The organism is Ahrensia marina (assembly GCF_001293565.1).
GTDB lineage: Bacteria > Pseudomonadota > Alphaproteobacteria > Rhizobiales > Rhizobiaceae > Ahrensia > Ahrensia marina.
The window spans coordinates 53,908-66,776 of record NZ_JXMU01000016.1 but is presented as its reverse complement, the minus strand read 5'-3'; the positions used below and the strand labels follow the sequence as shown (position 1 = coordinate 66,776).

The window sequence follows — 12,869 nt, the reverse complement described above, 5'->3', positions numbered from 1 at the left end:
GCCAATTACCTACTCAAGCGGAATATCTTTCATGGTCACTTCCAGCCCTTGACGCATATGGTCTTCAAGGTGCGATAACATCGCATCAAGGTTGTCACCTGAGGCTTGCTTGACATATTCCTGATGTGCTTCGCGAAACGGTCCAGGACGGTTGTGGGCCTTCTGGTGCAGCGTGAAATAGAATTGAAGGTTGGGCTTCATCTGCTCCCATGATTTTTGCAAAAGCTTGTGCCCCGAAACTTCATAGCACCATGAGTGCAAATCCAGTTCGAGGATAATGGCCCTTTCCCTGTCTTGCCCTCTTTCACTTTCCGCAATCAATGCTTCATGACGGTTATGCAGGTCTGCAAGGTTGTCAGGATTGCGTTTGTCCCAACATTGTTGAAAGGCGAATTTCTCCAGCATCGTTCTGAGCGAATATAGTTCATCTAAATCCGTGCGGGTCACACGCCTGACAAATAGGCCTTTATAGGGGATACTTTCAAGAAGGCCGAATTCGACAAGCTCTCTGACCGCTTCACGCAGCGGTGCGCGGCTGACGCCCAGCTTTGCGGCAAGTTCTGATTCAGTCAGCCGCTCGCCCGGCTTCACATGGCCGCCGACGATCAATTGGCGAAGTTTTCTGACAATCTGCCCGCGCCTTGTTTCGTCAACCACAGGTATAAGGCTTAATAGGGTATCAGCCATGTCTACTCCGTGTTGGCTTTTATCAGCTCTTTATAAAGGCTTCGTATTCTATGCGTCATTGGTCCGGCAGTGCCATCACCAATTATTTTTCCATCAATTTCACGGATCGGGGTTTGCGCACCGAACGTGCCTGTCAAAAAGGCTTCATCAGCAGAATAGGCCTCATACAAAGAGTAGTTTTTGGTGAATACCGGAATGCCGTTTTGACGGCATAAATCAATCACCTTCTGGCGCGTGACGCCGTTCATGCAATAGTCGCCGGTGGATGTCCAAACCTCGCCTTTTCGCACAATGAAGAAGTTACACGCATTGGTCGTGTTCACAAAGCCGTTCGGATCGAGCATCAGCGCTTCATCGGCGCCTGCGGCCTCAGCCTGCAGGCAGGCGATCACACAATTCAGTTTGGAGTGCGAGTTGAATTTTGCATCCTGTGAATGAGGCAGACCGCGCACCTGTGGAACGCTGGCCAAAGAAATGCCTTGTGTTTTCAGGCGGTCAACCGGTTTGGAGTGTTCCATAATAATAACAATGGTCGGGCCGCTGCGTGAAAGGCTTGGATGCTGAAATGGTTTGACCTTAACGCCGCGCGTAACCATCAGGCGGCAATGCACATCCGTGTGCATGTTATTGGCCTCTGCCGTTTGCTTCATTGCGTCTGCAATGCCTTCACGGTCCATACCGATGTCCAGAGAGATGGCTTTGCAGCTGTCAAACAAACGGTCCATGTGCTCATCAAAAAAGGCCCATTTTCCATTATAAAGCCGCATGCCTTCCCACATGCCGTCACCAAGCATAAACCCTGAATCATAGACAGAGACTTTTGCTTCGTTCCGGTGAACGATCTCGCCATTGATATAGATTTTTATATCGCGGTTGCGGATATCCTCGTCAGCATCATGTGTGGTGATTGTGTGTGTGTCTAAAATATTCATGCTTGTTCAATCTAAATTGGGTTCTGGAAGTCTGAAGGAGCCGTGCCCGCGAAGGAAATTTTTTGTCGCCTCCTCTTTCGGGTTAATCAGCACGGCTTCAGGCGCCCCTTGCTCTAAAATTTTTCCCTTCGACAGGAACAGCACCCGGTCGGCAACCGTGTAGGCAAAGCCAAGTTCATGGGTGACAATGAGCATTGTCATGCCTTCTTCGGCCAGTTGCTTCATGGTCTCTAGAACCTCGCCGACAAGCTCGGGATCAAGTGCTGATGTTGCTTCGTCGAAAAGCATGATATCGGGTTCCATCGCTAATGCGCGGGCAATGGCCACGCGTTGCTGCTGGCCGCCTGAAAGTTCCGATGGCCAGGCATCAGCCTTCCAGCCAAGCCCGACCTTATCCAAGTAGAGCTTTGCACGGCGCTCACATTCAGCCTGGTCGCATTTAAGGACTGTGCGCGGGCCTTCCATGACGTTTTGCTTTACGGTCATGTGCGGAAAAAGATTGAAATGCTGAAACACCATGCCGACGCGGCTGCGCAGGTCGCTCAGGCTTTTTTCATCATATGTCCGGCTGCCGTTTTGGTTTTCTTTTCCAACCTGCTCGCCGTGTAGGATGATACGTCCGCCGCTCGGTACCTCCATGAAGTTGACACAACGAAGCATTGTCGATTTTCCGGAGCCGGAAGCACCAAGAATAACGATCGTTTCGCCTTTGGTAACGCGCAGATCGATATTGTCCAGAACTAGAAGGTCGCCGAAAGATTTTTTAAGCCCTTCAAGGCACAAAACCTCGGTGTTTTGATTGGTTTCCATTTTATGATGACTTTCTTTTCTTCATTTCCAGCCTTTGCACAAGCAGGGATAGCGGCGCGATAAGCACAAAGAAAATAATGGCGACGCTTGTGTACATTTCGATTGGGTTGAAGGCGATGATTGATATTGTCTTGGCCTGATGCATCAATTCCCCATAGGCAATAACTGATGCCAATGATGTCATTTTAACAAGTTCAACGGCCCGGTTTGTAAAGGCCGGCACCATGCGCCGGATTGCTTGCGGCAAGATAATGCGGCGCATTTGTTCCGTATAAGTCATGCCGAGGGCTTTTGCCGCTTCCCATTGCCCCTTTGAGATTGACTGAATGCCCGCGCGGTAAATTTCACTGGAAAAAGCAACCGTGTTGAGCGTCAATCCCAGTGTTGCTGCTGTAAAGGCATTGACCTCGATCGGCGAGATAATCGGGAAAGCGAAATAGAACCACATGATCTGGACCAGCACGGGCGTATTGCGGAAAACTTCGACAAAAGCCGTCGCCGGCCAGTTGACCAGACGGTTGGAACTGTAACGGGCCGCGCCGACAAACAGTCCAAAAAATAAGCCGAGTACCAGGCAGACTGCGGCAAGAATAATTGTGTTTTTAAGACCGACAAGCAGAACCGGCCAATATGTGACGACAGCTGAGAAGTCCCATTGATAATCCATGTTCAGCCCCTTGTAATTTCGCCGCTGCGGCCAAGCCGGTGCTCCAGACGTCCAACAAGAAGCGAACACGCAAGAATGACAACGAAGTACATCGCTGCCGCAGTCGTATAAACTTCCAGTGTACGGTAGGAGGATTGGGCAATGGTGTTCGCCTGATAGAGCAGGTCGGAATATGAAATCGTCGATACCAGTGTCGTTGTTTTCATCAATTCGATTGCGCGTTCCAAAAAGGCCGGAATCATGCGCTTGACAGCTTGCGGCAGGATAATCCGCTGCAAGGTTGCATTGCGTGTCATGCCGATCGCTTTTGCCGCTTCCCATTGTCCATTATCAATAGACTGGATACCGCCGCGAAAAACTTCTGCAAAAAAGGCAGATGATTGAAGAGAGAAAGTCAGGACTGATGCGCTGAATGGGTCAATCTCTACACCAAGCAAAATCGGTAAAGCGAAAAAGAACCAGAACAATTGTGCGATTGGCGGCGTTGAACGCAGAAATTCTATGATAAAGCCGGCTGGCCAGCGCAGTGCTTTGTTTCCATAAAGGCGCATCAAAGCCAGTACAAGGCCGAGCGGTATTCCGAAAAACAGCGCCAGTCCTGTTACTTTCAGCGTGTTGACAAGACCGAGCAATAATAGATCAAAATTGCCGAATACGACTGAAAAATCCCATTCATATCCCAAAATGCCAACTCCCGGTCATATAAAGCGGTGATGCGCAGTGCTTGACTGCGCATCCTTTGTTTGAGTGCTTATTCGGCTACTTTTTCAATGGCAGGGACGCTTGAAGGGTCCACATCAAAAGATGTCAGGAATTCCTCATACCATTTCTGGCTCGTTCCTGAGTTGTAGTATTCGGCAATGGATTCATCGACGAAATCAACAAACTGGCTGTCTTCCTCTTTGCGAACACCTGCTGAAGATTGTGCCTGATAGGCCGGAGCGGGAACGACAATCTGGCCTCGGCCAATTTGCTTGCGCATTGCAATGAGCGGTGGGTGGAACAGTGAAACCGCATTCACACGGCCGGATTGGAAGGCAGCGACTGATTCACCGTTTGACGGAAACCGGAGAATTTCAGCATTCTTCAGTTGCTCGGTGACATAGGTATCCATGGATGTGCCTTGCGTAACCGCCAGTTTAATTTCCGATGAGTCGAGGTCTGACCAGTTTTCCACCGTCAAATCATCATCAACAAGAACTGCAAGTGAGTAATACAGCAATGGTGATTTCGGGAAATTGATCGCTTTTGCCCGTTCTGGTGTCGCATCCAGTACAAACATGACATCAATTTTGTTTGCCTGAAGCGCAGCGACGGCAGTTCCCCAGGTTACTTCAACAGGGTCAAATTCAACGCCAAGCTTTTCGGCCATGTCTTTGCCCATTGACGCGCCAAGGCCGGTCCACTCCGTGCCCGCAGGGTCTTTATAGAACCACGGTGGTGCCTGTGTAACGCCAACGCGAAGTGAACCACGTTCTTTGATAGCATCCATCGTCTGTGATGATGCGGCAGATAGCGGCAGAATAACGCTCGCCAAAATGACCAGCGCTCCGGCAACTTTAGTTAATAATGATCTCATCTTTAGCCTCCTTGCAAAACTAAAGACCAGATAATAGGATTGTCGACAATCTGTCAACTGCACGCGAAACAGGTAGCAAAACCGCTTGAAAGACGGTTGCAATGATGCCTGGATTGGGCTGGATGTCGTTTATTGCAGGTCAGCGGCATTAAATTCGCCAAGGCTCGGCGCACCGCGATTGGACTTCAGCGTTTTGCCGTTGATGCGGATCGGGCAGCGCGTCGTCAGCATTTTTTCACCGCTTTCAGAGACAACCTCCTGCACGGCATCAAGCTCACCAAAACCTTCGGTTTCCATCAGGCGCGGCCAGTCGAAAACTTCAGCGCACCATATGTCGGCCGGCTCCAGAATATCGAGCCACTTTTTCGTTGTTCCCGATTTTAGAAATTCAGCCAAAACCGCTTTGATCTCATCGCGCTTGATAAAGGCAATAGCAGGATCGCCATATGGCTTAAGAGCGTCGCATTCCAGTAGCTCGGCGAGGCGGGCTATCGGTGTCATCGCAATGGCCAAATATCCGTCTTGTGTCTGATATATCCCGTAGGGCGCTGCTCCGTGGACGCTGGCATTGGCGATTTCACTGCGTGGCGGCTGCGTTCTTTCGCCGTTCAGGAATGATGTTAGCTGTTCAAACTGGGCGTCGATTGCCGAACTCATAAGGTCGACTTCGACAAGCGTGCCCTGACCGCTGATACCGCGTTGAATCAAGGCCGCGAGCAAACCTTGAACAAGATGATTGCCCGTTGCCATATCCAGCACCGCAAAAGATACCGGTACAGGTCCGTCTGAGCGGTTGCCGGAAAGCCAGGGCATGCCGGTTAAAGATTGGACCAGCAGGTCCTGTCCGGGTTTGTTTCGCCATGGGCCGGTGCTGCCATAGCCGGTAACACTGCCATAGACCAGTCGCGGATTGAGTTTCTGAACAGAGGCGTAGTCCAGTCCTATGCGTTCCATTACGCCGGGACGAAAATTGTGGATCATCACATCAGCCGAGCGAATCAGATCTTTGACCTTCTCAAGATCGTCTTCAATTTTCAGATCCGCGGCAAAGCTGCGTTTGTTTCGATTGATCGTATGAAACAGCAAACTGTCATCCCCGAAAGTCTGGTCGGCAACCACAAGCTTGCGACACAGGTCACCGCCCTGCGGACGTTCCACCTTAATGACTTCAGCGCCAAGATCGGCAAGCCGCAAAGCGGCCATAGGTCCTGCGAGAAATTGCGCGAAATCCAAAACGCGCAGCCCTGAGAGAGGGAGTTTGTTATTTTCCATTGTCATGCCTGCCAGATTGCTATTATTGTATTTGAAAGTTAGTTTTATATACGCAAGCAGTCAAGTAATAATGGAGTTATCGAAATGACAGGCAAGGGCTATTACGAAAACAACCAAGAAATCCCGCTCTATAATGTTGAAACCTGGATGTATGAAGAATTTGAGGTCGGCCAGAAGGTCCGTTCCATTCGCCGTACGATTTCAGAAGGCGAGGCGATGACATTCAACTGCCTCGTTATGGATAACCACCCTTATGTGGCCGATAATGTATTCGCCACAGAAGAAGGTTTGTTCAATAAGCGTCTTGTCGCCGGGGCAATGGTGTTTTCATACGGTCTTGGTTTGATGGCGAACAATAATGTCAACACGTTCAGCTATGGATATGACAAACTACGCTTCATTCGACCGGTCTTCATCGGTGACACCATTCATACGGTGCGTACAAATCTTGAGAAGAAACCGCGCACAGACGAGCTTGGCCAAGTGCGTGTCAGTTATGAAGTGTTTAAGAACGACGACGAGATCGTATTATATTGCGAGCACATTCAGACGGTGAAGTACCGTAACGGACGGCCTGCGGAATAATTACTATTCCAATTGCCAAAGCTGCTTCGCATTGTCTTGCAGCAGCTTTACTTTCTCATCGGCAGAGCAGCCCGCAATCAATGCGTGTGTGGCAGCGACCCATAATTCGATATTGCCGCCCAGTGTGCAAACCGGACTGTCGCTGCCCCAGACAACTCTGTCCCAGCCGAAGCACTTAATCGTATGCTCGACATAGGGGCGCAGTGTATCCAGCGTCCAAGTTTGCGGGTCTCCATAGGCGATGATACCGGAGATTTTTGCCGTAATATTTGGCCGTCGCGACAAATCTTTCATGTCCTTTGCCCATGTGTCGTAGCCGCCGCCGGCAATATCGGGCACGCCGCAATGATCCAGAATGAAGGGCACGTCAGGGCAGGCATCAATGAGTGATGCGCCTATTTTCAACTGACGGGCGAGTAAGCACAGGTCGAATGTCAGTGATGTATTTGCCAGGCGGTTTAAATTGCTTCTGAACAAGTCGGACTGCGAGATTTCGTCGGGGACAACATGCAGCACGCGCCGTAGACCGTAAACAGACCGTCGGGCAGCTACCTTTTCCAAGTATGCCGGAAAATCTTCTGCTTCGGGCCGACATGATGCAATTGCACCGCGAAGTGTGCCGCCTTTTGTCTGCATCAATTGCTCAATCATGTCTGTTTCTGCGGTCTGGTCCTTCTCCGCCACATCAACTTCCATGTGTAGGGTCGATGTAATGCCGAGCCGTTTGGCCACGCTTAAATAGTCGTCATAGGAGGCGTCCCGGTCGAGCGCGGGCACTTCGCTCAGCCAAGGATAGCTGAGTTTGCTGCGGTCTATCAGATGCAAATGTGTATCAAAAATCATTACGGGCCACCCTAAACAGATAAAGAAAACAAAATTGTGATTGACCAAATGTAAAAGTCAAGTTTATATATGAAATATCCATAATTTGGATGTGATGCCACGTTGCCGTGGCACAAACGGATCTGGAGGAGGTCTCATGAAGAAATTTTATTTAAGTGTAAGCGCGGCTGCTTTAATGTTGTCTGCGCCGTCTGCATTGGCAGCTGAATTTGACGGTGTTGAACTGGAAGCCAAATTGATTGGCGGGGAGCAATATGAGCGGCTTTATTCGCGCATTGCAGAGTGGGAAAAGGAAACCGGCGCTAGCGTCAAAATCATTTCCAAGAAGAACCACTTCGAGCTCGACAAGGAATTCAAATCTGATTTGGCGGCAGGAACAACATCCTGGTGTGTCGGCTCCAACCATTCATCTTTTGCGTCACAATACCCGCAATTATATACAGATTTGACGCCGTTCCTTACCGAGGAATTTATCGGCGAATATGTTTCGTCGAACATTGCCGCATCAAAACTTGACGGCAAGCTGGTTATGTTGCCACGCGCGCAGTTTGACGTTTCCGCTCTTTATTATCAAAAGGACCTGTTTGAAGACGAAGATAATAAAGGCAAATTCAAAGAAGAGTACGGATATGATCTCGCGCCTGCCGAAACTTGGGAACAGGTTTCCGATCAGGCCACGTTCTTTACAGACCCGCCAAATTTCTACGGCACGCAATATGCCGGAAAAGACGAGGCGATTGTCGGACGTTATTACGAAATGGTCGTTGCCGAAGGCGGGCAGCTTTTCAATGAAGATTGGTCGCCGGCATTTAACAGCGAAGAAGGTAAGCGCGCGCTGAAATGGTTTGTCGATCTTTACCAGAATAAATCGGTTCCTGCCGGTACGCCGTCTTATCTATGGGACGATTTGGGTCAGGGCTTTGCATCGGGCAATGTGGCTGTCAATCTTGACTGGCCGGGCTGGGCCGGTTTCTTCAATGATCCTGCATCATCGAAAATTGCCGGTAATGTTGGTGTGGTTGCGCCGCCAAAAGGCAGTGCAGGCGTTCGAACCGGCTGGTCCGGACATCACGGTTTCTCTGTCACCGAGAGCTGCGACAACAAGGAAGCGGCTGCGTCTCTGGTAGCGTTCTTAACGAATGAAGATAGCCAGAAGCTTGAGAGTGAAGCAGGACCGTTGCCGACACGTTCAGCTGTTTGGGATCATGTGATTGAATCATCTAAAGATGATCCGTACCGCGCCGAAGTGCTTGCGGCATTTCAGGAAGCCGCATCGACAGCGTTTCCTGCGCCTCAAACACCATATTGGATTGAAGCGACAAACCTGATTTTCCCGCAGTTGCAAGCGGCGATTTTGGGCGACAAAACCATCGATGAGGCACTGGCTGAAGCTGCTGATGAAGTCGATTCCATGATGAAAGACGAAGGCGTTTATTAATACCTCCCAAACGCCAAGGGTCGCGCACAAGGCGCGGCCCGAACCCAAAATTGTCTGGAAAACAAATATGCGACGCTCGAAGCTTCCCGAATGGTTCGTGCTGCTGCTGCCAGCTTTCATTATTCTTGCTGCAGTGGTTCTGATACCATTGGTCCTGTCATTCTACTCCAGTTTTACTGCATACCGGCTGACACGGCCGGACAGTATCAATAACTGGATCGGTTTTAGAAACTATGTCCGGCTGTTTGAAGACGCCGGCTTTTGGTGGGCGTTCGGCCGTACCGTTTTCCTGCTGACCATAGCGCTTAATCTTGAAATGCTGCTTGGGCTCGGGCTGGCCTTGCTCGTCAATAAGGTCACATGGGGACAGCGCGGACTGCGCACGATTATGATGTTTCCTATGATGTTCTCACCGGTGCTGGTGGGCTTTCAATTCAAATTCATCTTCAACGACAATATCGGATTAATGAACAACGCGCTTCAGTCTCTGGGGCTAACCGATCAAGCTATTCCGTGGCTTGTTGATGGCGGGCTTGCGATGTTCTCGATCATCTTTGCTGAAGTCTGGATGTCGACATCTGTGTTTGCCATTCTCATTCTGGCCGGCTTGTTTGCCGTGCCCCAGGATCCGCTTGAAGCGGCCAAGGTGGACGGCTGTACGCCGTGGCAAACTTTCCGCCATATAACTTTGCCGTTCATCATGCCGTTTATCTATATCGCTCTGGCGATCCGCAGTCTGGATGTGGCGCGCGCCTATGACATCGTAAAAATCATGACCAATGGCGGGCCTGCGAACCGGACAGAACTGATCTGGACCCAGTTGGCGCGGACCGGATATGTCGACGCCAAAATGGGGCTGGCCAATGCGATGGGCTATATATCGATCTTTCTGGCGATATTCTTCACCGTTTACTTCTTCCGCAAGCTCAATGCTTCTCGGCAAATTCTGGGGATGGCAGACTGATGGCAATGGATATCAACGACAAGCACCGTTTGAAAAACCGACTTCTTAAAGCCGGTCATCTAATCGCGCTCTTTATTGCGATGTGTATCATCTGCGTTCCCGGATTGTGGGTTGTGGTAAACTCTTTCCGGCCAACGGTGGAAATCATGGCCAAGCCGCCAGTGTGGATACCGACCGAATTTAATCTTGATCATTACAGAGCTATGTTTGGCGCTGTCGGTGAGGGCGGTATTCCGGTGGTGCGCTACTTCACAAACTCGCTTATTATTTCTGTAACATCGACCTTGATCGCATTGCTGGTTGGCATGGCCGGCGGATATGCCTTTGCGCGCTACCGCTTTAAAGGAAAAGCGGCGATCTTTGTGGGTATGATGCTTACACGCGCCGTGCCGGGCATCGCACTGTCATTGCCGTTATTTATCGTCTTTGCCCGTGTTGGCATTATCGATACCCATTTCGGTTTGATTTTGGCTTATGTGGCGATGAATGTGCCATTTACGATTTGGCTGATTGACGGGTTTTTCCGCCAAGTGCCAAAGGAACTGGCTGAAGCTGCAGAAATTGATGGATGCACACGCTGGCAGGCATTTTGGAAAGTTGAATTTCCGGTCGCGAAAGCCGGTATTGCCTCTGCCGGTATCTTCGCATTCCTGACCTCGTGGAACGAATATGCGCTGGCAAGCCAGCTTACCCGCTCGGTTAATTCCAAAACCATGCCTGTAGGGCTTTTGGATTTCACATCGGAATTCACACTGAATTGGGGCGGTATGTCAGCACTCGCAGTGGTGATGATCATTCCGGCGCTCATTCTGACCTTTATCGTACAAAAACACCTGATCGCAGGCCTCACCTTCGGAGGCGTCAAAGGATAATCATGGCGAATGTCAAACTCAAAAATGTTGTCAAAAATTATGGCAGTCTTGAAGTCGTTCACGGCATAAACCTTGACGTGGATCACAACGAGTTTGTTGTGTTTGTCGGGCCGTCAGGCTGCGGTAAATCCACAACCTTGCGGATGATTGCCGGTCTGGAAAAAATCAGCGGCGGCGAGATCAGCATCGGTGACCGTGTGGTCAATGAACTGCCGCCACGCGCGCGCAACATCTCAATGGTGTTTCAGAACTATGCACTCTATCCGCATATGACAGTGCGCGAAAATCTTGGCTTTACGCTACGCATTGCCAAAAAACCGCAAAGTGAAATTGATCAGGCGGTCGCGGAAGCCTCGGCTATTTTAAGCCTTGATCCTTATCTGGACCGCAGACCGGGAGAATTGTCGGGCGGGCAAAGACAGCGTGTAGCAATGGGACGAGCGATTGTGCGCCATCCGGATATATTCCTGTTTGACGAACCGCTTTCCAATCTGGACGCGAAACTGCGTGCCCAGATGCGGGTGGAGATTAAAAAGCTGCATCAAAAAGTGCAGACAACCATCATTTACGTAACGCACGATCAGGTTGAGGCGATGACACTTGCCGATCGTATCGTGATCATGCGCGACGGATATATCGAGCAGCAGGGCACGCCGCTTGAAGTCTTTGAGAAGCCGGTCAACACATTTGTGGCGACATTTATCGGTTCTCCGCCGATGAATCTGCTTCACGGCCGCGCGGACAACAGCGGCAAGAACATCACGCTGGACGATGGTGTTAATGTTGCGATGCCGTCCCGTCTTGCCGGAAAATATGCAGACAAAGACATTATCTTCGGCTTCCGCGCGGACAATATCATGCCGGTAGGACACACGCTGCCTCAGGGCGATGAGAGCGTTGAGATTGATATGACCGTCACGCTTACCGAACCTTTGGGCGCTGAAACACTCCTGTTTGGCGAAATCGGCGGCACGCAGGTGCAAGCTAAAATGTTAAATCCCCGCATTGTGAAGCCCGGCGAAAAGCTGACCTTCCAGATTGATCTGGAAAAATGCCATGTCTTCGATGCGCAAAGTGAAATGGTTTTGGACTAATCTAATGGCGAAAATTGAACGCATTGAACTTTGCATGGTGGACCTGAAGCCCAAGGTTCGGCGCACGGATGCAATCCAGTCTTTTGAAAGTCAGGAAACACCGTTCGTGACGATCACTGACAGTGATGGTGCTACAGGCACAGGCTATAGCTACACAATCGGGCAGGGTGGCCCGGCTATCATGTCATTATTGCGCGATACGCTTGCGCCGCGGTTGATTGGCCGCGATGCTGAGGACATTGAGCGCATCTGGCGCGATTTGCTTTTCTCAACACATGCCACGGCAGTGGGCGCGATTACATCATTGGCTCTTGCCGCTATTGATACAGCGCTTTGGGATTTGCGGTGCAAACGGGCAAAACTACCTTTGAGCCAAATGCTTGGCGGTGCCAAAGACAGTGTGCCGATGTACACCACCGAAGGCGGCTGGCTGCATATCGAAACGCAGGCGCTGGTTGATGATGCGGTCAAAGCGAAAGAACAAGGCTTCTCCGGTTCTAAGGTTAAAATTGGCCGCCCCCATATGGCGGATGATGCTGAAAGGCTTTCTGCCGTGCGGCAAGCCGTGGGCGACAGCTATGAGATAATGACCGATGCCAATCAGGCCTTCAGCCGGGCAGAGGCAACACGGCGCGCCAAAATTTTAGAGCGTCACAACATTGCCTGGTTCGAAGAACCGATGCCTGCCGATGATGTTGTCGAACATGTGCGTCTGGCTGCGAGTACCTCTGTGCCGATTGCTGTCGGCGAAAGCATGTATTCGCTTAGCCAGTTCAAGGATTATCTGACACTGGGCGGTGCGTCTGTCGTGCAAGCCGATGTTGCACGTATTGGCGGAATCACGCCCTGGATCAAAGTAGCCCATATGGCTGAAGCGCATAATGTGCCGATTTGCCCGCATTTCCTCATGGAGCTTCATGTGAGCCTTGTATGCGCTGTGCCCAATGCGCCTTGGCTTGAATATATCCCTCAGCTCGACACAGTAACGTGCGAAGGCATGAAGATGAAAGACGGGCGGGCCTATCCGAGTAAGGAGCCTGGTCTGGGTATTTCTTGGGATTGGGACGCAATCAAAAGTCAGCATGTTGAGGGGCTGACTTCGGAAATAAAAAGTTAGGAAGCTGCT

The 12,869-nt window shown here is 50.6% G+C and carries 14 protein-coding genes; 6 read left to right on the top strand and 8 right to left on the bottom strand.

The window, feature by feature from the left end:
• Window positions 1–9: 9 nt before the first annotated feature.
• The 7 genes from SU32_RS11600 to SU32_RS11570 all read right to left on the bottom strand — a co-directional run bounded on the left by SU32_RS11600 (window position 10) and on the right by SU32_RS11570 (window position 5,953).
• Entirely contained in the window at window positions 10–687 is a 678-nt protein-coding gene (locus SU32_RS11600) for a GntR family transcriptional regulator (RefSeq protein ID WP_082376676.1), read from the bottom strand.
• 2 nt (window positions 688–689) lie between these two features.
• Window positions 690–1,619 (bottom strand): D-amino acid aminotransferase, encoded by a 930-nt coding sequence (locus SU32_RS11595; protein WP_053999535.1) that lies wholly within the window; start codon window positions 1,617–1,619, stop codon window positions 690–692.
• A 6-nt stretch (window positions 1,620–1,625) separates the two neighbouring features.
• Complete coding sequence (locus tag SU32_RS11590) at window positions 1,626–2,429, bottom strand: amino acid ABC transporter ATP-binding protein (RefSeq protein ID WP_053999534.1); 804 nt, start codon at window positions 2,427–2,429, stop codon at window positions 1,626–1,628.
• 1 nt (window position 2,430) lies between these two features.
• Complete coding sequence (locus SU32_RS11585; protein ID WP_053999533.1) at window positions 2,431–3,096, bottom strand: amino acid ABC transporter permease; 666 nt, start codon at window positions 3,094–3,096, stop codon at window positions 2,431–2,433.
• A gap of 2 nt (window positions 3,097–3,098) precedes the next feature.
• Window positions 3,099–3,779, bottom strand: a complete 681-nt coding sequence (locus tag SU32_RS11580) for an amino acid ABC transporter permease (RefSeq protein WP_053999532.1) — start codon at window positions 3,777–3,779, stop codon at window positions 3,099–3,101.
• A 68-nt stretch (window positions 3,780–3,847) separates the two neighbouring features.
• The gene (locus SU32_RS11575; protein ID WP_053999531.1) at window positions 3,848–4,675 is read right to left on the bottom strand and encodes a transporter substrate-binding domain-containing protein; all 828 of its coding nucleotides are present in this window, start codon (window positions 4,673–4,675) and stop codon (window positions 3,848–3,850) included.
• A gap of 129 nt (window positions 4,676–4,804) precedes the next feature.
• On the bottom strand, window positions 4,805–5,953 hold the full coding sequence (locus tag SU32_RS11570) for a CaiB/BaiF CoA transferase family protein (RefSeq protein WP_053999530.1): 1,149 nt from the start codon (window positions 5,951–5,953) through the stop codon (window positions 4,805–4,807).
• A gap of 78 nt (window positions 5,954–6,031) precedes the next feature.
• On the opposite strand from SU32_RS11570, the gene SU32_RS11565 reads away from it, so the two are divergent.
• A complete protein-coding gene (locus SU32_RS11565) occupies window positions 6,032–6,532 on the top strand; it encodes a MaoC family dehydratase (protein ID WP_053999529.1) in 501 nt (166 codons plus the stop codon).
• A gap of 3 nt (window positions 6,533–6,535) precedes the next feature.
• Here the strand turns inward: SU32_RS11565 and SU32_RS11560 are convergent, their stop codons facing one another.
• Window positions 6,536–7,375, bottom strand: a complete 840-nt coding sequence (locus SU32_RS11560) for an amidohydrolase family protein (RefSeq protein ID WP_053999528.1) — start codon at window positions 7,373–7,375, stop codon at window positions 6,536–6,538.
• A 136-nt stretch (window positions 7,376–7,511) separates the two neighbouring features.
• On the opposite strand from SU32_RS11560, the gene SU32_RS11555 reads away from it, so the two are divergent.
• The 5 genes from SU32_RS11555 to SU32_RS11535 all read left to right on the top strand — a co-directional run bounded on the left by SU32_RS11555 (window position 7,512) and on the right by SU32_RS11535 (window position 12,860).
• Window positions 7,512–8,813, top strand: a complete 1,302-nt coding sequence (locus SU32_RS11555) for an ABC transporter substrate-binding protein (RefSeq protein WP_053999527.1) — start codon at window positions 7,512–7,514, stop codon at window positions 8,811–8,813.
• Window positions 8,814–8,880: 67 nt separating this feature from the next.
• Window positions 8,881–9,777: a carbohydrate ABC transporter permease gene (locus SU32_RS11550; RefSeq protein WP_053999526.1), complete on the top strand. Its 897-nt coding sequence runs from the start codon at window positions 8,881–8,883 to the stop codon at window positions 9,775–9,777.
• Complete coding sequence (locus SU32_RS11545; RefSeq protein WP_211097756.1) at window positions 9,777–10,649, top strand: carbohydrate ABC transporter permease; 873 nt, start codon at window positions 9,777–9,779, stop codon at window positions 10,647–10,649. Before SU32_RS11550 ends, SU32_RS11545 begins: the two co-directional genes overlap by 1 nt.
• A 2-nt stretch (window positions 10,650–10,651) precedes the next feature.
• The gene (locus SU32_RS11540; RefSeq protein WP_053999525.1) at window positions 10,652–11,743 is read left to right on the top strand and encodes an ABC transporter ATP-binding protein; all 1,092 of its coding nucleotides are present in this window, start codon (window positions 10,652–10,654) and stop codon (window positions 11,741–11,743) included.
• A 4-nt stretch (window positions 11,744–11,747) separates the two neighbouring features.
• Window positions 11,748–12,860: a mandelate racemase/muconate lactonizing enzyme family protein gene (locus tag SU32_RS11535; RefSeq protein WP_053999572.1), complete on the top strand. Its 1,113-nt coding sequence runs from the start codon at window positions 11,748–11,750 to the stop codon at window positions 12,858–12,860.
• Window positions 12,861–12,869: the final 9 nt, after the last annotated feature.